The organism is Blautia sp. MCC283, assembly GCF_018785565.1.
In the GTDB taxonomy this organism is placed as follows: Bacteria; Bacillota; Clostridia; order Lachnospirales; family Lachnospiraceae; genus Blautia_A.
Genome location: NZ_WQQB01000069.1, coordinates 1 through 18,866, shown reverse-complemented (window position 1 = coordinate 18,866; position 18,866 = coordinate 1). Strand labels below are relative to the sequence as shown.

Annotated in this window: 14 protein-coding genes, 2 tRNA genes and 1 pseudogene; 2 read left to right on the top strand and 15 right to left on the bottom strand. The window is 46.5% G+C overall.

Annotated elements, in window-relative coordinates; genetic code table 11:
- Window positions 1–14: 14 nt before the first annotated feature.
- Together GPK81_RS16515 and rfbD are read right to left on the bottom strand one after the other, a co-directional pair.
- Window positions 15–1,313, bottom strand: coding sequence for a dicarboxylate/amino acid:cation symporter (locus GPK81_RS16515; RefSeq protein WP_015526900.1), 1,299 nt, complete (start codon window positions 1,311–1,313; stop codon window positions 15–17).
- A gap of 1 nt (window position 1,314) precedes the next feature.
- Window positions 1,315–2,205: a dTDP-4-dehydrorhamnose reductase gene (rfbD, locus tag GPK81_RS16510; protein WP_265191178.1), complete on the bottom strand. Its 891-nt coding sequence runs from the start codon at window positions 2,203–2,205 to the stop codon at window positions 1,315–1,317.
- A 355-nt stretch (window positions 2,206–2,560) separates the two neighbouring features.
- On the opposite strand from rfbD, the gene GPK81_RS16505 reads away from it, so the two are divergent.
- A complete protein-coding gene (locus GPK81_RS16505; protein ID WP_021977048.1) occupies window positions 2,561–3,058 on the top strand; it encodes a QueT transporter family protein in 498 nt (165 codons plus the stop codon).
- Window positions 3,059–3,120: 62 nt separating this feature from the next.
- On the opposite strand, the gene GPK81_RS16500 is transcribed toward GPK81_RS16505, so the two are convergent.
- The 10 genes from GPK81_RS16500 to GPK81_RS16455 form a co-directional block, all read right to left on the bottom strand.
- Window positions 3,121–3,843: a SigF/SigG family RNA polymerase sporulation sigma factor gene (locus tag GPK81_RS16500; RefSeq protein WP_021977047.1), complete on the bottom strand. Its 723-nt coding sequence runs from the start codon at window positions 3,841–3,843 to the stop codon at window positions 3,121–3,123.
- A 2-nt stretch (window positions 3,844–3,845) separates the two neighbouring features.
- Complete coding sequence (spoIIAB, locus tag GPK81_RS16495; protein ID WP_015526893.1) at window positions 3,846–4,271, bottom strand: anti-sigma F factor; 426 nt, start codon at window positions 4,269–4,271, stop codon at window positions 3,846–3,848.
- Entirely contained in the window at window positions 4,255–4,614 is a 360-nt protein-coding gene (locus GPK81_RS16490; protein ID WP_021977046.1) for an STAS domain-containing protein, read from the bottom strand. Before GPK81_RS16490 ends, spoIIAB begins: the two co-directional genes overlap by 17 nt.
- Before the next feature lie 125 nt (window positions 4,615–4,739).
- Complete coding sequence (locus tag GPK81_RS16485) at window positions 4,740–6,065, bottom strand: hypothetical protein (RefSeq protein WP_174088303.1); 1,326 nt, start codon at window positions 6,063–6,065, stop codon at window positions 4,740–4,742.
- Window positions 6,066–6,075: 10 nt separating this feature from the next.
- Window positions 6,076–6,228 carry a hypothetical protein gene (locus tag GPK81_RS16480; protein WP_021977044.1) on the bottom strand — a complete coding sequence of 51 codons (153 nt, stop codon included), beginning with the start codon at window positions 6,226–6,228 and terminating at the stop codon, window positions 6,076–6,078.
- On the bottom strand, window positions 6,225–7,523 hold the full coding sequence (locus GPK81_RS16475; protein ID WP_021977043.1) for a bifunctional folylpolyglutamate synthase/dihydrofolate synthase: 1,299 nt from the start codon (window positions 7,521–7,523) through the stop codon (window positions 6,225–6,227). The genes GPK81_RS16480 and GPK81_RS16475 overlap by 4 nt, the downstream gene beginning before the upstream one ends.
- 171 nt (window positions 7,524–7,694) lie before the next feature.
- Complete coding sequence (locus tag GPK81_RS16470; protein ID WP_215707371.1) at window positions 7,695–9,797, bottom strand: LTA synthase family protein; 2,103 nt, start codon at window positions 9,795–9,797, stop codon at window positions 7,695–7,697.
- A gap of 15 nt (window positions 9,798–9,812) precedes the next feature.
- Window positions 9,813–12,467, bottom strand: a complete 2,655-nt coding sequence (locus tag GPK81_RS16465) for a valine--tRNA ligase (protein ID WP_215707370.1) — start codon at window positions 12,465–12,467, stop codon at window positions 9,813–9,815.
- Window positions 12,468–13,001: 534 nt separating this feature from the next.
- Complete coding sequence (locus GPK81_RS16460; protein WP_215707369.1) at window positions 13,002–16,874, bottom strand: FtsX-like permease family protein; 3,873 nt, start codon at window positions 16,872–16,874, stop codon at window positions 13,002–13,004.
- The gene (locus tag GPK81_RS16455; RefSeq protein ID WP_021977039.1) at window positions 16,868–17,581 is read right to left on the bottom strand and encodes an ABC transporter ATP-binding protein; all 714 of its coding nucleotides are present in this window, start codon (window positions 17,579–17,581) and stop codon (window positions 16,868–16,870) included. Before GPK81_RS16455 ends, GPK81_RS16460 begins: the two co-directional genes overlap by 7 nt.
- 321 nt (window positions 17,582–17,902) lie before the next feature.
- Here GPK81_RS16455 and GPK81_RS16450 point away from each other — a divergent pair, with 321 nt between their 5' ends.
- Window positions 17,903–18,241, top strand: coding sequence for a hypothetical protein (locus tag GPK81_RS16450; RefSeq protein WP_021977038.1), 339 nt, complete (start codon window positions 17,903–17,905; stop codon window positions 18,239–18,241).
- 70 nt (window positions 18,242–18,311) lie between these two features.
- On the opposite strand, the pseudogene GPK81_RS16445 reads toward GPK81_RS16450, so the two are convergent.
- From GPK81_RS16445 to GPK81_RS16435, 3 genes and pseudogenes are all read right to left on the bottom strand, one after another.
- Window positions 18,312–18,521: pseudogene (locus GPK81_RS16445) on the bottom strand (bifunctional 4-hydroxy-2-oxoglutarate aldolase/2-dehydro-3-deoxy-phosphogluconate aldolase); the annotation flags it as partial.
- A gap of 192 nt (window positions 18,522–18,713) precedes the next feature.
- Window positions 18,714–18,784: transfer RNA gene (locus GPK81_RS16440), tRNA-Cys, on the bottom strand.
- A 3-nt stretch (window positions 18,785–18,787) separates the two neighbouring features.
- Window positions 18,788–18,860: transfer RNA gene (locus GPK81_RS16435), tRNA-Asn, on the bottom strand.
- Window positions 18,861–18,866 lie beyond the last annotated feature (6 nt).

The following is an 18,866-nucleotide window of genomic DNA, read 5'->3' as shown; positions in this document are numbered from 1 at the left end:
TTTGAACCGGATATTTAGTTTGATTCGTTGAACACGTTTTTATCCAGTGCACCGTTCTGGTGTGCAACGATGGTTGTGCAGACTGCATCACCGGTAATGTTAACCGCTGTTCTGGTCATATCCAGGATACGGTCAATACCCATGATCAGACCAATTGCCTCAACCGGAAGTCCTACAGAGTTAAATACCATGGTCAGAGTAACAAGACCAACACTTGGTACACCGGCAGTTCCTACGGAAGCAAGGGTTGCAGTTCCGATAACTGTCACATAATCCATCGGACTTAAGTGGATACCGAAGGCCTGTGCCGCAAATACTACGGCAACACCCTGCATGATAGAGGTACCGTCCATGTTGATGGTAGCTCCAAGAGGAATGGTGAATGAAGAAATCTTCTTGGAAACACCCACTTTTTTGGACAGGGTATCAATGGACATCGGGATCGTGGCATTGGATGTAGCTGTTGAGAATGCAAATGCCATAACCGGGAAAAATTTCTTGATGAATTTTATCGGATTCAGTCCTGTGAAGATCTTCAGCAGGATCTGGTATACGCCGAAGCACTGGATTGCCAGTGCAAGGAGAACACCGATCATATATTTTGCCAGCGGGATAAACGCGCTGAAACCGATGTTTGCAAAGGTTCTGCTGATAAGGCAGAATACACCGATCGGTGCAAGTGCCATGATCATCATGGTCATCTCCATCATGATGTCATTGAACTGGCTGAAAAAGTTCGCTACTGTCTCTGCGCGCTCTCCCATTTTCGCAAGGATCACACCCACGATCAGGGCAAATACGATAACCTGAAGCATGGTTCCGCTTGCCAGGGAATTGATCGGATTATCCGGAATGATATTCAGGATGGTATCCGTAAGAGAGGTCGCCTCCATAGTCTCCACAGAGGAAGCGGAGGACTGAATAGAGCTCATATCAAGTCCCACACCCGGATTGATCAGATTACCTACCGTCAGAGCAACCGAAACAGCCAGAGCTGTAGTCGCCAGATAAAATACCAGTGTTCTCACACCTACGGTTCCAAGCTTCTTGGTATCACCGATGGACATACTTCCGCAGACAAGGGAACAGAATACCAACGGTACAACCAGCATTTTCATCAGACGGATAAATCCCTGTCCGATCACATAAAGGATTCCCTCCACGATCACATCTTTCTTGAAGCTGCTGTCAGGAACCAGGTAACAGAGAATGATTCCCAGTATCGCACCTGCGATCAGCGCCACAAAGATCTTCGTGGTAAGGCCCATTTTCTTTTTCTGCTGTGTTTTCTCTTTTATATTTTTCTCTTTCATTCTAGTCCTCCGCTCTTTCATCCATATATTCTTTCAGCGATGCTTTCCAGTCCGGCATGTCATACACTTCAATAATACGGAGGATAAAATTATCAAGGACGGCATATGGCGGTCTGACAGAAGAAAGATCTGACTGCTCTGTCGGCACGGATCTCAGTTCGATCTCCTTTCCTGCAAGGCGAAGGATCTCGGTTGCAAACTCATAACGGTTGCATACACCGCTGCAGGTTACGTGATAAGTTCCATATTCGTTGGTATCGATAAGATACAGGATCATTCTTGCCAGATCCTTGGCGCTGGTCGGTGATCCGAACTGATCCGAAGCAACGGAAAGCGCCTGGCCTTTTTCTGCTGTCTCCAGCACACGGTTTACAAAATTGTTTCCGCCTTTTCCGTATACCCAGTTGCTTCGGATAATGAAATGTTTGTGTGTAAACTCTTTTACATAGTTCTCTCCGGCTCTCTTGGAACGGCCGTAAACAGTCAGCGGATTGGTATCGTCAAACTCTGTATACGGTTTTTTGCTCTTTCCGTCGAAAACATCATCTGTGGAAAGCTGGACGATCTTTGCCCCGCATTTTCTTGCCACGATGCTTAAGTTTCTTGCTCCCAGTGCGTTGACACGGTATGCATGTTCCGGATTCTTCTCACACTCATCGGTATCTGTGATACCGGTGCAGTTGATGATCACATCCGGACGGTTAATGGAACCGAAGTTGATCACTTCATCTGTGTCTGTGATATCCAGCTCATCAAGATCTGTGTTCAGAGTCTCGATCTGCATTGGATCCAGAACATCATTCAGTGCCCGTCCGATCTGTCCGTTGGCACCTGCGATCCATACTTTTAACATCTTTCTACCTCCCTGGTATAATGTGTGTGATACATAAATAAAGAGACATCGATTTAGATCAAAACCAATGCCCCTTTAACCTATATACTGAAATATATTTTATCAATATCACAAAAAGCTGTCAAGAAAAAAGCCCCTGTTTCCATAAGGTTCCTGCTGCTTTTGCTTCTGTCTGGCCTGCTTCAGAGCCAGGGTCTGTCCACACAGGCCAGGGTTATCAAATAGTCAGGATCGTACCTTGCATTTCCACGCCCCTTATGCTATACTCAGTTTCGCTGCAAAAGCCCGCAAAAACCAAGGTCGTACAGGGCTTACAAGGCGGTCACCGCCTATAAATGTGCCGAGTGTTCGTGACCTTCCACTCGTAAAACAAAACTAAAGGAGAATAAAAAACATGAAAAACAAAGGTACTCATTTTCTGGTACAGGGAGCTGCCATTGCAGCTGTATATGTTGTCCTGACACTGGTATTCGCGCCACTTAGCTTCGGTGAAGTTCAGATCCGGTTTTCCGAGGCGCTGACTGTGCTTCCGTTCTTCACACCGGCTGCCATCCCGGGACTTTTTGTGGGATGTATCATCGCCAATCTTCTGGGCGGTGCGATTCCGGTTGACATCATTTTCGGAAGCATTGCCACACTCATTGGTGCATTCTTCACCTACAAGCTTCGCAATACAGGTAAATGGACAGCCCCGATTCCACCGATCATTTCCAACATTGTGATCGTTCCTCTTGTGCTTCGTTACGGATATGGCATTAACCTTCCTATCCCGTTTATGATGCTCACAGTAGGAGCCGGCGAATTTATCTCAGCCGGTGTGATCGGTATGATCCTTCTTGGAGCACTTTCCAAATACAAAAATGTACTTTTTCATAAAAAAGCAGCAGTCTGATCGAACCTGCTGCCCACAAAAGGGAGCCATGAGAAAACAGCAGCATTTCTCATGGCTCCCTTTTATTTTTTCTCTGCGGATTCCTGCAGACTGCGCAGGATCCTCTTTTCCATTCTGGATACCTGTACCTGGGATACGCCAAGCTCATGGGCAATCTCCATCTGGGTCATGTTCTGAAAATACCGCATATAGATCAGCCTCCGCTCCTTTGCCTCCAGAGTCCCCAGTATCTCTTCCAAAAAAATCCTGTCCAGTGCTTTTTCCTGCCGGTTTTCTTTTTCCGGGAGCTTGTCCATCAGAGAAATCTCCGTTCCCTCACCCTGATAGATCGTTTTGTGAAGAGATTCCACCTCTGCACCGGATTCCATAGTCATTACCAGTTCTTCTATGGAAATTCCCATTTCCGCTGCCATTTCCCCCGTCGTAGGTTCCCGCTCCAGCCGGCGCGTCAGTGCTTCTCTCACCTGATAGATCCGGTAGTGATTTTCCTTCAGAGAACGGCTTACCTTCAGTATCCCGTCGTCCCTGAGATAACGTTTGATCTCTCCGATGATCATGGGAACTGCATAGGTGGAAAATTTCACATCATAGGACATGTCAAACTTATCCACTGCTTTCAGAAGTCCGATGCTGCCGATCTGGAACAGATCCTCCATCTCCACCCCACGTCCCAAAAAACGCTTTGCCACACTGTATATCAGCCCTGTATTTTCCTCAAACAAAAGATCTCTTGCCGCTTTATCCCCCTGGTGTGCACGCCCGATGAGGACAAGAGTACGATCCATAGTTACCTCCTGATGATCTTTTTCATGTGCACAGTAGTTCCACGACCAACCTCCGATTCCACCTGAAGCTCATCCATAAATGCCTCCATGAATGTAAACCCCATACCGGAGCGGTCTTTATCAGCCTTTGTGGTAAACAGTGGCTCCATGGCTTTTTTGATATCCGGGATCCCGGCTCCGTGATCCGTTACATCTACCTGAAGCTCCTGCCCTCGGAGACGACATTCTACCCGGATCTTATGTATCTCCCCTTCATACCCGTGTATGATGCAGTTGGTCACTGCCTCCGATACTGCGGTCTTCAGATCCGAAATTTCCTCCAGCGTAGGATTCAGCTGTGTGCAGAATGAAGCCACAGCCACTCTTGCCAGTGCTTCATTTACCGGTCTGCTGTCAAAAATGATCGTCATTTCATTTGTGTTTTCCATCATAAACACCCTCCTGTTCACCTGCCGATTTTTCACTTCCACAGATTTCAATATATTTTCCCACTCCGGATAGCCGCAGAAGCTTTGCAATATGACTGTTCACATTGATAACCTGCACACATTTCCCCCTCATACCAAGTGCCCGATATCTCCCCATCAGCAGGCCGATCCCGGAACTGTCCATAAAAACGGTCTCTGAGAAATCAAAGATCATGTTTTTTATATAGTCATGTCCAATAATTCGGTCTGATTCTCTCCGAATCTCATCAGAAGCCGGATGATCCAGTTCCGCCGGAAGATGTACAGTCAGCACGGTTCCGGATTTTTCAAAACCTGATGTCATTTTATCATTCCCCCATTTTTGATTTTTTATTCCATTTTTTATGACCAAAGGGTAAAAAAAGAGGAATGCGCCAACGCACATTCCCCTTATCCGAGGTTTCTCCTCTGTATGAGTTATGATCTTTTTTATTCTGTATAACCGTCATCGTAAGAGGAATCCTCATATCCTCCGTCACTGTAGCTGCTGTCTTCTCCGGTATCTCCGTCAGAGCTCTGTGTATCCTCTCCATCCGAAGCAGCAGCATCAGCTCCTGCTTCAGATGTTCCATCTGTGCTGCTGTCAGCACTTGCCGTTCCGTCAGAAGCTCCGCTCTCGATCCCGCTTACACCGGTCTTTCCGCTGATAGTACTGTAGATCCCCTTTGCAGAATCTGACAGTGTATCCACATATACCTTCTGGAGCTCCAGCGCTGCTGTATCCAGATCATCCTGCTGCATGGCAGTATATGCATTGAACAAAGCCTCATAGCTCTGACTGCGTTTCTGCTCTTCCTCTGCCTGCTTGGCAACTGCATCTGCCGTATCACTGGACTGGGCAACTTCTCCCTGAGCCTTGGTAAGCTCCACACTTTGGCTGGAAAGAGAATCACTGTATTGTATGATCTGCTCATTGGCCTGCCTGTAAATATCCTGTTTCACAGCCGGCAGTACAAGAAGCCAGAATGCTGCCGCACCTGCCGCAAATCCAAGTACCGTGGTAAAGAAAAGTGATATCTTTGATCTTTCTTTATAAGACGACGGCCTTACAACGATTTCTCCGGAAATATTATCATTCTCATTTTTTTCATTTCCAAACAAGCCCTTACGCCGTTTTTCTATCTTTGTGGTAACACCCGTCTGCTCGTCAACTTCACGCAGGAAACGAAGTGTAGTGGTATTGGTCTTGTCGATCCTGGCTGCTTTTTTCAGGGTTCTTCTTGCCTTGTTCCACTCCTGATTCTTCATCTGGATCAGCGCAAGAAGGTGATACCCCTTGATCAGCTTGGGATTCTGGGACAGGATCTTTTTCAGGCGGATGGCCGCCATATCCTCATGGCCTTCCCTGCACATGGCAAGGGCATTGTTGTATTTCTTGATGCTTTCGTTGATCGTTTCCAGTTTGTTCTGGTTTGCCTGAAGCCTGGCAATATATTCTGAAGCCAGATTCCGATTCTTCTGGATATTCTTGCTGATGACCCACTCACTCAGTGCGGCAACCACCTCACCGGTCTCAAAATATACAAGGCCAAGAAGATTTCTCGCACGGATATTCCGTTTGTCATAGGCAAGACTCTGCTTCAGACAGCTGATCGCCCCGGACAGATCCCGGATACTGGCTTTTTCCAGGCCCTGGTTATAATAAAGCTTGGAAAGGTAATCCACCTTCTTCTGGATCAGTACATTGGCTCCACAGTGCGGACAGTAATCCAGATCTGTATCTGTCAGGAACGCTCCACAGTTTATGCAGTTCATTCACTTCTCCTTATCTTACACGTCTGTTGCTCTTGACCTCACGCAGCATCTCCTGGAGTACATCCATGATATCTGTGATCTCCCGGTCATAAATGGCGCCTTCTACATCTGCCACATCCAGACATGGTTCAAATTTCTTCAGTTCCTCTTCATAATCGATCATAATTTTTTCCTCCTGATCACAGCCTTAATCTCACCGACCAGATAAAGGGATCCTACACAGAACAGCATTCCATCCTCGCCTTTTTCCTTTACTGCCCGTTCAAAAGCTGCCGGAACATCCTCTATTGCTTCAACTTCCGGTACTCCGTCTTCACGGAAGATCTCCGCAAGCTCTTCGACCGGAACTTTACGGTATCCGCCTACCTGTGTGACGATCACATGTCGGAAACGGATCCTGGTACAGATCGTACGGATCATATCCGTATAGTCCTTGTCATCCACTGCGGAAAACAGCAAAGTCAGAGGAAATTCCTTCTGGAAATGTTCTGCTGTCTCTACAAACTTCTCAACACCGTCTTCGTTATGTGCGCCATCCACGATCACACCCGGAAGAACCGTTTCCATCCTTCCCTGCCAGCGTGTTTTGGCCATACCGGCCTTCAGAGCCTCCAGAGATACCGGGATCTGATCTTCCAGTACCTGAATGGTTTTTACCGCAAGAGCTGCATTCATAACCTGATAACGGGCGATAAACGGTATGTCAAATACGGTATCGCCATATGTCTTGTCCTTAAGAGAAAATCGGATTCCGTCCTTTGTGATCTTATGGATCTCTGTATCTTCCCGTTTCAGCTCATAATATGGACATCCCAGCTTCTCTGCATTCTCACGCATCACTACGGCCGCATCCGGATCATTTCCGTCGTAGATCACCGGAACACCCGGCACCATGATCCCTGCCTTCTCTCCTGCGATCTCGGAAACCGTATTCCCAAGATACTGCATATGATCCAGGCTGATGGATGTGATCACACAGGCTGCCGGATCCTCCACCGCAGTGGTTGCATCCAGACGTCCGCCAAGGCCGGTCTCCAGTGTTACATAATCCACGCCGGCTTCTGCAAAGATCACCATTCCCATCAGAAGGAGTGTCTCAAAATAGGTGGGATGATAGCTGCCCTCCGCAACCAGCTCATCGGAAAGCTTTTTAACTTTTTCAAAAGCACAAAGGAAGGTATCGTCATCGATCACTTCCTCGTTGATCTGAAAACGCTCGTTGATCTCCACCAGATGAGGAGATGTAAAAAGTCCGCAGGAATATCCTGCTTCCCGAAGGACCGATGTGATAAAAGCACAGGTACTTCCCTTTCCGTTGGTTCCTGCCACATGGATCACACGGAATTTCCTCTGCGGATCTCCAAGTCTTCTTAAACATTCTCTGGTATGGTCCAGGCTGTTCTTAGTAGTAAATCTCGGTATATCTTCAATATACGCAACTGCTTCTTCGTAATTCATAAAAAAAACCATCACTTATCTATAATGTATTCGTAAAGAACTTTTGGGGAGAAAAGCTTCTCCCCTTCTGTTCGTTACGATACCATTATATAATAGTGGTGGAAGATGTCCAGTCCTAATCGTAATATTTTATCCGACATTTTTTGTATCGGAGTATCTTTTCTATGTCATTTACTGGTTGTCTGTACTGTTTTCTTCACCGGAATCTTCTGTGGATCCCGTTTCTGACGCTGTATCCGTTAGCCCTGTATCAGAACTGCTCTTTTCACTGTCAAGCTTCCACTTGCTGTCAGCAAGCAGTGCATAAACTGCCCGGTCATGGCTCTTTGTCATGGCCTTTCTGGTGGAACTGTTGCTTCGCTGCACTACCGAGAGCCGGTCAAAATCATCCAGTTCCTTTCCGGTAATAATCAGCTTGGTAGGATTCACGTAAACCGTATCGTACCATTCTCCGTTGATCTTCACCTGGCTGGACGGCGTAAAGTTTGTTCCCTGGATATAATAGGTGTGATCCGTCTCAGACACAACCTGAATGGAATCCAGTGTGGTATCATAGATTCCCATACGCATCTTTGTCCGCTCAAAAGGATTCTCTCCGTCATATGTATACTGCTTTCCGTAAAGAAGATCGTACTGCAGGGTCTCCAGATCCACCTGATAATTTTTGGTATTTCTTCTTGCCTGATGATACTTGAAAATATTTCCCTCATGGATACCTACACGGTCCATAACCTCTGCTGCCATCTGGTATGCCGCAAGATTTTCTTTCTTTTTCTTAAGTCCGAAATTATCCCACATCACATACTCTGTCTGGAACAGATATTTATTCTCCACATCCTCCACAGTCAGTCCCATGGTTGGCAGATGATCACCATACATAACCAGTACCACATCCTCCGGATAATCTGCCAGCTTATCAGTCAGCTCTTTGACAAAATCATCCATCTCATGGATCTGATTTACATAATACTCCCACTTATTGTTCAGCTCGTCCGTAGGGGCCCCGGAAACTGTGATCTCCGGATTTTCCAGCACCGGTTCTGAAGGGTAATCTCCATGTCCCTGTACGGAAATAGTATATACATAATCAGGTCCTTCTGTGGAATCCAGACACTTGACGATCTCATCGGTGAGGACACTGTCCTTGGTCCAGCCCAACGGGTTCTTCTGGTTTTCATCCTTCATGTACTCTGCCGAAGTAAAGGTATCAAATCCCAGATTCGGGAAAATGCTTCTTCTTCCGTAGAAATTCGCCTCATTGTTATGTACTGCATGGGCAGTATAGCCCAGATTCTTCAGAACATACGGCGCGCTCTCACATGTAGTTTCCTTAAGGATACTCTTGTAAGGATATTCTCCCGGTCCAAAATAATGAAGGCTCATTCCAGTAATGGATTCAAACTCAGTATTTGCGGTTCCGGCTCCTACGGAAGGTACCTTATAATATCCGGAGGAATACTCCTTCATCAGCTTTCTGAAATTCGGAATAGGATCTTCTGACAGCTCCAGATAATTTACCAGCGTAGGATCAAAAAAGGACTCCAGCTGTAAAAACAGAATATTCGGATGACTGCCTTCTTTCGTTTCCGGAAGATTTTCTTCCGACTTCTCGATCCTTTTGATCTCGCTTTTGGAATAGTCTCTCGGTGCACTGATTCCGGTATTAAAGATCGTCGTTGCCAGACAGTAAGGATATCCGTAATCCTCATAAGCTATGGCAATGTTTCCAAAATAATTGGAAAGAACTCTTTTTTCCAGAGCAAGCTGTGTGATTCCTCCAAATGCAAGAACCCCGACCAGGACCAGCGGAATATTTACCTTATATTTCAGCTTGCCTCTGTACTTCGGCGATCTTATCAGGATGATCAGAAGAATCAGAACTGCAATCCCCAGAAGAACTGCACCTATGGTCATCTGGGTATGGGTCAGATATTTTTTTGCAATACTGAGACCATCTGTCAGATTCTTCACATCCGGTCCTGTAAACGGTGTGACACGGTTGAGAAGAAGCACACCGTTTACGATTCCCAGAAACAGCCATAAGCTGCCCACAAATATACGCCAGAAAATTCTCTTTCGGAAGAGATAAACAATCAGCATCGTTGTAAAGATAAACGCTGCATTATAAGCAAATACAAGCGGCTTTGTGGTCATGTAGGTCCACGCCTCTGTGAACGAGTGCCTGCATATGGCCTCGATCACAAAGTACAGGACTGCACAGCCCAGAGCCTGAAGTATCAGCGAAATCTTATTGAAAAAGTTACACCACTTCATTAAAACACTCCTTCGTTATTTCACCATCTGTGTTAACTGCAGGTTCACTTTCTCTTTCATCTCTTTGTATTTCTCAAGTTTCTCCTTCTCTGCCTCTACCTTGGCTGCTGGTGCCTTGTTCACAAAATTCGGATTGTTCAGCATTCCCTCGCAGCGTGCGATCTCTTTTGTAAGACGCTCCTGCTCTTTTGTGAGACGTTCGATCTCCTTTTCACGGTCGATCAGATCCTCCAGCGGCAGATAAACCACACCGTCTGCCACAACGATGGATACCGCATCCTCACCGATTCCGCTCTTATCCTGCTGTACGTGGATCTCTTTTGCAAACGCAAGGTTTGTAAAGGATCTCTTGCAGGACTCAAAACGTGCACAGCTCTCAGCGTCCTTGCCTACGATGTAGATATTTGTCTTTCTGTTCTGTGGTACGTTCATCTCGTTTCTGGTGTTACGGATTCCACGTACAACTTCCTGGAAGCTTGCAACTGCTTTCTCAGCATCTGCAAAGTTCATCTCATCTTTGTATACCGGCCAGTCAGAGATCATAATGGACTCTTCCTCAGGAAGCAGTGTGCAGTAGATCTCCTCTGTGATAAACGGCATGAACGGATGAAGAAGCTTCAGTCCCTGTGTCAGTGCAGTGCGAAGTGTCCACAGTGCATCGTTTGCTGCTGCCGGGTTCTCCTCTGCTTTCCACAGTCTTACTTTGGCCATCTCGATATCCCAGTCACAGAGCTCATCCCACAGGAAGTCATAAACTTTCTGTACAGCGATTCCAAGCTCATATTTATCCATGTTCTCGGTAACATCGCGGATCACGGTGTTCAGTCTGGAAAGGATCCATTTATCCTCGTTGCAAAGAGCGTTCAGGTCTTCCGGCTCTGTTACGGTCTTTCCTTCCAGGTTCATCATAATGAAACGGGATGCATTCCAGATCTTGTTTGCAAAGTTACGGCTGGACTCTACACGCTCCCAGTAGAAACGCATGTCATTTCCAGGTGCATTACCTGTCATCAGAGTCAGACGAAGTGCATCTGCACCGTATTTATCGATAACTTCCAGCGGATCGATACCGTTTCCAAGGGATTTACTCATCTTACGTCCTTGGGAGTCACGTACCAGGCCGTGGATCAGTACATGGTGGAACGGAGTCTCACCGGTCTGCTCCAGTGCGGAAAATACCATACGGATAACCCAGAAGAAGATGATATCATATCCGGTTACCAGAACATCTGTCGGATAGAAGTACTCAAGCTCCGGTGTCTTATCCGGCCATCCAAGCGTGGAGAATGGCCACAGTGCGGAACTGAACCAGGTATCCAGAGTGTCCTCATCCTGGTGCATATGTGTGCATCCGCATTTCGGGCACTTCTCAGGCATTTCTCTTGCAACAACCATCTCACCGCACTCATCGCAGTAATAAGCCGGGATTCTGTGTCCCCACCAGAGCTGACGGGAAATACACCAATCACGAATGTTCTCCAGCCAATGCAGGTAAGTTTTGTCAAAACGTGCCGGAACAAACTGAAGATTTCCGTCGTCCAGAGTCTTGATGGCAGCTTTTGCCATTTCATCCATTTTTACAAACCACTGTGGTTTGATCATTGGCTCTACGGTTGTACCGCAGCGATCATGGGTACCAACACTGTGACTGTGCGGAACAACTTTTACAAGGAGTCCCTGCTCTTTCAGGTCTTCTACCATGGCCTTACGTGCCTCGTAACGGTCCATACCTGCATATTTTCCGCCAAGGCTGTTGATAGTCGCATCATCGTTAAGGATATTGATTTCCTCAAGATTATGGCGGCGTCCAACCTCGAAGTCATTGGGGTCATGTGCCGGTGTAATCTTAACGCAGCCTGTTCCGAATTCCTTGTCAACATACTCATCGGCAATAACCGGGATCTCTCTGTCTGTAAGAGGAAGTTTCAGCATCTTGCCTACAAGATCTTTATATCTCTCATCCTCCGGATTTACAGCAACTGCTGTATCACCGAGAAGTGTCTCCGGACGAGTGGTTGCGATCTCAACGAAACGTCCTTCCTCACCTACGATCGGATAATTGATGTGCCAGAAATATCCATCCTGGTCCTCATGTACAACCTCTGCATCGGAAATAGAAGTCTGGCATACCGGACACCAGTTGATGATCCTGGAACCTTTGTAAATATATCCTTTTTCATAGAGACGGATAAATACCTCCTGAACAGCCTTGGAGCAGCCTTCATCCATGGTAAAGCGCTCGCGCTCCCAGTCTGCAGATGCACCCAGTTTTTTCAGCTGGTTGATGATCTTTCCGCCGTACTCTTCTTTCCATGCCCAGGCATGTTTCATAAATTCCTCGCGGCCGATCTCGTTCTTGTCGATACCTTCTTTACGAAGTTTCTCTGTTACCTTAACCTCTGTAGCGATGGCTGCATGGTCTGTTCCCGGCTGCCAGAGAGCCTCATAACCCTGCATTCTCTTGAAACGGATCAGGATATCCTGCATGGTCTCATCCAGTGCATGGCCCATATGCAGCTGTCCGGTTACATTGGGCGGCGGCATTACGATTGTGAAAGGTTTTTTGTCCGGATTTACTTTTGCATGGAAGTATCCGTTGTCCATCCATTTTTTGTACAGACGATCCTCAATACCCTTGGGATCATAAGTCTTTGCAAGTTCTTTGCTCATGTTTTCCTCCTGAATCTTTCTTGGGATCAAGCTGTCTTTTTGGGGCAGCTCTTTCTGATTATGGAAGCTTTAAAATGCTCCTGTTTTCTGCAAGAAAAAAGCACGCCCTCCACACCAAAGCTAACAACTCCTGTGCGAAGGGCGATCATTCTCGCGGTACCACCTTCATTATCCGGGAAAACTATCTTATCTGTTATTCCCGTCTATCTCTTATCCCTTAACGCGGGGTACGTGAAAACCTACGCAGCAGCTTCTGTGTCTGTTCTTATAGCACTCCCAGAAATTATTGCCTTCAGTCTCCCGGCTCCTAAGCTACCTTCTGCAGTCTTCCATCTGAAAATGCCTTCCAGCCTGCGCTCCTTCTGCGTCCGTGCATCTCTCTCTGTCAGCGTATTCCTGCATACTCCTCTTATTCAACGCCTTTACCATGTTCCTACTATAATGAAATTTTCTTTTTTTGTCAAGACGGAGGCCTGCATTTCCGGGGATTTCACATATTTCCCTGTATGCAGGCCTTCTTCTCATTTCCGTATTTTATTCTACGCTTTTCAGCGACTCTACCATGTCAATCTTTTTCAGTTTGAAATGCATCACCATATTTACAAACATGGAGAATCCGAAGGTAATGAGCCCACTGTAGACAAAGCTTATTGGCTTGATATTTCTTCCGAACATCACCGCATCTACCTCAACGGTTGTGATCACATACCGGTGGAGGAAGATTCCGAACACTGCGCCTGCCAGAATCCCTATGAAGGACAGCAGGACATTTTCCCTGAATACATACTGGGAAACTTCGCCATCATAAAATCCCAGGACCTTCAATGTTGCAAGCTCTCTCTGACGCTCTGTGATATTGATGTTGTTCAGATTATACAGTACCACAAATGCCAGCATTCCGGCAGAAATGATCAGGACCCAGATCACCGCTCCGAGGGATCCCAGCATTCGCTCTACCTGACCTGCTGTGCTGCTTGTATAGCTGATACTTAAAGCTGCCGGATATTTCAGGATCGCATTTCCAAGAGTTTCCAGATCACTCTCTGCATCCTCTTTCATAGTATATACTGTACTTGAATATTCCGGTTTCTCTCCGAATGTTTTTTCATAGCAGGGTGGGGTCATGTAAACGTAATGTCCCATATAGTTCTCCGTGACAGCAGTGATCTTTACTTTATATTTTCTGTTGTCTTTCTCCAGGGTAATCTCGTCTCCTGTTTTCACACCGATAAGAGAAGCCGTTTTTTCACAGATCACCGCTCCATCATCGGTAAGCTCATACTGCTCGTGGGACTTTCTGTCACGTAACGTTACATCCTCTTTAAAATTTTCCGTATTTTCCGGAACATACACATAGATACTGACACTTCCCTTTTCTTTTGGTGCCGTCATCTTGGTGAGCTGCACACGGGTATAGTGATCGATCTCGCTGTTTCCGTCCAGGAATTTCAGAAGATCCTTTTCCTGGCTGTCTGTGGCATCCTCATCATTGATCACCATGGCATCATAGTGCTGGATCTGGTCATATTGGAGAATCGCAATATCCATAATGGAGTCATAAAGTCCGAATCCTACAAGCATCAGTCCCATGCTTCCTGCAATTCCGAAAATGGTCATAAAAAGACGCTTTTTATAACGGAAAAGATTTCGCATGGACGATTTCCAGGAAAAGCTCAGATGCTTCCAGATAAAGCTAATCCGTTCAATAAGGATCCGTTTTCCTTCTTTCGGTGCAGGCGGACGCATCAGAGATGCCGGTGTTTCTGCCAGGGTCTTTGCGCAGGAAAACAGTGTAGCGCCCATAGTACAGATCACCGCTGCCCCGGAAGCGATCAGTGCATATTGTAACTCATAATCCAACTGCATGTGATCGCCAATATTCCAGTACATGATTCCATACGCCTGGATAATGATAAACGGAAGAACCTTTTCTCCGAAAAGTACTCCTGCGATACTTCCGCCTACTGTAGCCAGAAATGCGTAGCTGAGATACTTGGATGCAATGGATGCTTTTCCGTATCCCAGCGCTTTCATGGTTCCGATCTGGGTTCGCTGTTCCTCCACCATTCGTGTCATCGTGGTAAGACTGATCAGAGCCGCTACAAGGAAGAATATCATCGGGAAAACCTTTCCGATGTTTTTCAGTCGCTCTGCGTTATCACCAAAATCCGAATATTCCGGAAGGTCATTGCGGTCTGAGAGGATCCATTCCGGTGTTTCAATATCATCCACCTCTTTCTGGGCATCCTCGATCTTCTGCTGGGCTTCCGCAATTTTGTCATCGGCTTCTTTTTTGCCGTCCTGATATTCTTTCTTTCCATCGGAAAGCTTCTTTTTGGCGTCCTCCAGGTCTTTTTTGGCGTCTTTTAATTTCTGTTCATTTTCCCGGATCTCTTTTTCACCATCCAGAAGCTTCTGTTCATTTGCATCCAGTTCTGCCTGACTGCTGGTAAGCTTTTCTGTATTGGCCTGGATCTCTGCCTGACCGGCATTTAACTGGGCCTGTTTTTCCTCCAGCTGCTGCCGCCCTGAGCTGAGCTGGGCTCTGGCCGAATCCAGCTGGCTCTGGCCATCATCCAGAGTTGCCTGGTTTGCCGCAATTTCTTCTTTTGCCGCGGAAAGCTCTGCTTTCTTTGTTTCCAGTTCTTTTTTCCCTTTATCCAGTTCTTCCTGGCCTTCGTTCAGCTGTGCCTCTGTCCTGGAAAGTGTCTCTTCCTGTTCTTTGATCTGGCTGAAGCCCTCATTGATCTGACCAAGGCTGCTCTCCAGTTCAGCTCTTGTCTGGGCCAGCTCTGATTTTTTTGCAGTAAGCTCTGCCTGCGCCCCGTCGATCTGGGCCTGACCGGCATTTATCTGTTCTTCCATTGCACTGATCTGACCATTTAAAGTCTGGATCTGCGTGGAAAGCTCCGCCAGCTCTTCCTCGGTTTTTCCTGCTTCCGCACCGGCGTCATACTGCGCCTGCAGCTCCGCCGCCTGACTGCTTAATGCCTCTTTCTGGCTGGTCAATTCATCCAGCTGTGCCTGCTGCCCGGAAAGGGCTTCTTCACTGGAATTGATCTGGGATTCGCCCTCGGAAACCTGTACAAGTCCTGCCTCACACTGTTCTTTCTGACCGGTGAGAGCAGTCTTTGTTTCTTTGATCGTATTCTTTCCCGTTTCCAACTGTTCTCTTCCACTGTCAAGCTCAGCCTGTTTGCTTTCCAGTGTTTTTTCCGCTTCCCGGAGCTGGGCCTCGCCGTCACTTACCTGCTGTTTTGCGGCAGTCAGCTGTTCATATCCGGCAGTCAGCTCTGACTGCTTCTCATTTATCTGTGCTTCGGAGTCAGCAAGCTGGGATCTGGCAGCATTTAACTGGGACAGACCGTCTTCCACCTGCTGTTTTGCGCTGTTAAGCTGAGACCATCCATCTTCAATCTGTTTTCTTCCGTCAGCAAGCTGCTGTTTTCCATCGGTCAGCTCCTTTTTTGCATCACTGAGCTGCTGTTTTCCATCTTCGTACTCTTTTTTTCCATCCTCATACTTCTTCTGCCCATCATCCAGCTTTTTCTTCGCGTCGCCAAGTTTTTCCTCTGATTCCTTCTTTCCGTCCTCAAGCTCTTTTCTGGCATCATCCAGTTTTTCATTGGCTTCTGCGACGATCTCCTCGTAGCGCAGGCTGCACTGTTCTTTTTCGATACCTTCCACGCGTTTCCGGATCTTTTTGATAAGATTGTCGTAAGCATCGGTATAGCTGATCACATCCCCGGATTCATGAACCATAATATAGATCTGGGTAAAAGCCTCCTGTTCAAAATCCTCTGGAAGAATGTATCCGAAGCCGCTGACCTCACCGGATCCAAGAGTCGTATTTCCTCTGTTAAATGAAATATAAAGAGGGCTGCTTCCGATTCCCACAACTGTATAGGTTGTTTTTTTCAAAAGCTCACTGTCTCCATCCTCACTGACAGATATGGTATCCCCGATTTTATACCCCCGATTCTTTGCAAATGGCTTGTCCAGAAAAATCTCGCCGCTTTTTTCCGGTATCCTTCCTTCATCTGCTGTAAGCAAATTAAAATTGCTGCTGATGGCTTCCAGATGAAGAACCTTCCTGGCATCGTCCTCTCCACTCATAACATCCGTAGAGTAGCTGCCCTCAGCCAGTTCCACACCGTCAATGTCCGATACCGCTTTTACATCACGCTGCGTCAGTCCCAGGGTTCCCTGGATCTTCAGATCCATCAGCTTTGCTGCTTCATAATAAGCATCTCCGGAATATCTCATATCCGGAGAAGACGCCTGGATCCCGGAAAAAAATGCAACACCCAGTGCCACGATCAGAAAGATCGAGATAAAACGTGCTTTACTTTTCCGGATCTCCATCCAGAAATCTTTGTGTAATGCCTTCATTCCGTCACCTACCATTCAATCTCTTCCACTGGTGTGGGATGTGCATTTTCAGTCATCCTGGAAACCTTGCCGTTTTTGATCTTGATCACACGGTCGGCCATAGGTGTCAATGCAGAGTTATGAGTAATGACAATAACCGTCATGCCCCGTTCCCTGCAGGTATCCTGAAGGAGCTTCAGGATTGCCTTGCCGGTCTGATAATCCAACGCTCCTGTAGGTTCATCACAGAGCAGAAGCTTTGGATTCTTCGCCAGCGCTCTGGCTATGGAAACTCTCTGCTGCTCACCGCCGGATAACTGTGCCGGAAAATTGGTCAGTCTCTCCCTCAGCCCTACTTCCTCCAGAACTGTCCTAGCATCCAGAGGATCCTTACAGATCTGAAGAGCAAGCTCCACATTCTCCAATGCAGTCAGATTTGGCACCAGATTATAAAACTGGAATACAAATCCAATATCCTCCCGTCGGTATCCGGTCAGCTGCCGGTCTGTATATTTTGCAATATTTTTTCCATCGATCCAGACATTGCCGGATGTGGCCTTATCCATTCCGCCCAGGATATTCAGCACCGTTGTCTTTCCGGCACCGCTTGGTCCTACCACAACCACAAATTCTCCTTTTTTTATCCGGAAGCTGATCTCATCCACAGCTATGATCTTCACTTCTTTTGAGCCATAGATTTTGGATACATTCTCCAGCTTCACATATTCTTCCGTATGCTCCATTTCCACCCCTCCTCTTTACTCTCTATATGATTTCAGGGGGCTTTTATCTGCCCCCTTTTAATTCTCTCACTCACGTATCACAGCTGTAGAAAAATGTTTTCGGCTGTGATCGAATATTATTAATAACTATATTTATAAGTATATCGGTTCTTAATTCAAAATGCAATTTCTACTTATATTTTACAAAGATTTTTCATTCCTGCGCATTTGTATTTTACATTTCTTTTCTATAATACAGACAAATAAAGGAAATCAATATTATAGCTGACTGTTGCTGACAACAGCAGAAGTATAATTCCAGCAAAACAGGAGGAATGGATTATGTATAAAGTACTGTGGAATCACTTAGATCAAAATTTAAAAAAGGCCCCTGCGCCAGCTGTTTTTCTTGCACTTTTGACAGCTGGATGGAGTGCAGCCGGAATTCTTGCAGGATTACTTGTTTGTCTGGAACTTCAGACAGAACTGATGGTGAAGCTGACTGTGATCTTATGTGCCGGTGGATACGCCGGACTGATTCCCGGTTTCTTCGGTGGGATCTTTTATCTTTACCGAATGGATCTTCGGAAACCTTCTGCGGATCCTGTAGCTGATCTGGCAGCTGAAGCGGAAAAAGCTTCTGCCGATCCTACTTCATTGATCTATTTTCACAATAATTGACAAAAAAGCAGAACTCTGCCTGGTTGTGCAGGGTTCTGCTTTTTTTATTGAATATGTGTATTAAGTTTGATTACTTTCTTATGGAATCCGCAAGCTTTTTTGCTTCTGCTGTCAGTTCTCTTATTTTGTCAAATTCTCCTGCCTTCACAAGATCTCCTTTTACCATCCAGCTTCCGCCGCAGCAGAGGATTTTGTCACAGGAAAGATAGTCCTCAAGGTTTTTCGCATTGATCCCGCCGGTAGGCATAAAACGGATTCCTGTATAAGGAGCTGCCATTGCAGAGCATGACGCTTTGCGTGCTCAGGATGCCATGTACCTTCACCTGGTTTATAATCGTAAACGAATCCTGCTTACGGAAAAAAATTCCTGATGCTGTCCGATCTTCCAGAAGTCTGTCTTCACGGTCTTCAGCAAATACATTTTTATAGGAAAAATAAGCCCTGGAAATTCATCTTTCCAGGGCTTTCTAAGAGGTGCCACCCGGATTTGAACCGGGGATAGAGGTGTTGCAGACCTTTGCCTTACCACTTGGCTATGGCACCATGCTCCCCCTGTTGGACTCGAACCAACGACACTGCGGTTAACAGCCGCATGCTCTACCGACTGAGCTAAGGAGGAATATTT

Excerpts from the sequence above, each read along its gene's own strand:
- GPK81_RS16500 (WP_021977047.1), bottom strand. The coding sequence starts at position 3,843 with ATGGATCGTACTCTTGTCCTCATCGGGCGTGCACACCAGGGGGATAAA.
- spoIIAB (WP_015526893.1), bottom strand. The coding sequence starts at position 4,271 with ATGGAAAACACAAATGAAATGACGATCATTTTTGACAGCAGACCGGTA.
- GPK81_RS16455 (WP_021977039.1), bottom strand. The coding sequence starts at position 17,581 with ATGGAGCATACGGAAGAATATGTGAAGCTGGAGAATGTATCCAAAATC.
- GPK81_RS16470 (WP_215707371.1), bottom strand. The coding sequence starts at position 9,797 with ATGAAGTGGTGTAACTTTTTCAATAAGATTTCGCTGATACTTCAGGCT.
- GPK81_RS16515 (WP_015526900.1), bottom strand. The coding sequence starts at position 1,313 with ATGAAAGAGAAAAATATAAAAGAGAAAACACAGCAGAAAAAGAAAATG.
- GPK81_RS16480 (WP_021977044.1), bottom strand. The coding sequence starts at position 6,228 with ATGATCGATTATGAAGAGGAACTGAAGAAATTTGAACCATGTCTGGAT.
- GPK81_RS16505 (WP_021977048.1), top strand. The coding sequence starts at position 2,561 with ATGAAAAACAAAGGTACTCATTTTCTGGTACAGGGAGCTGCCATTGCA.
- GPK81_RS16475 (WP_021977043.1), bottom strand. The coding sequence starts at position 7,523 with ATGAATTACGAAGAAGCAGTTGCGTATATTGAAGATATACCGAGATTT.
- GPK81_RS16450 (WP_021977038.1), top strand. The coding sequence starts at position 17,903 with ATGTATAAAGTACTGTGGAATCACTTAGATCAAAATTTAAAAAAGGCC.
- GPK81_RS16460 (WP_215707369.1), bottom strand. The coding sequence starts at position 16,874 with ATGGTAGGTGACGGAATGAAGGCATTACACAAAGATTTCTGGATGGAG.
- GPK81_RS16490 (WP_021977046.1), bottom strand. The coding sequence starts at position 4,614 with ATGACATCAGGTTTTGAAAAATCCGGAACCGTGCTGACTGTACATCTT.
- GPK81_RS16465 (WP_215707370.1), bottom strand. The coding sequence starts at position 12,467 with ATGAGCAAAGAACTTGCAAAGACTTATGATCCCAAGGGTATTGAGGAT.
- GPK81_RS16485 (WP_174088303.1), bottom strand. The coding sequence starts at position 6,065 with ATGAACTGCATAAACTGTGGAGCGTTCCTGACAGATACAGATCTGGAT.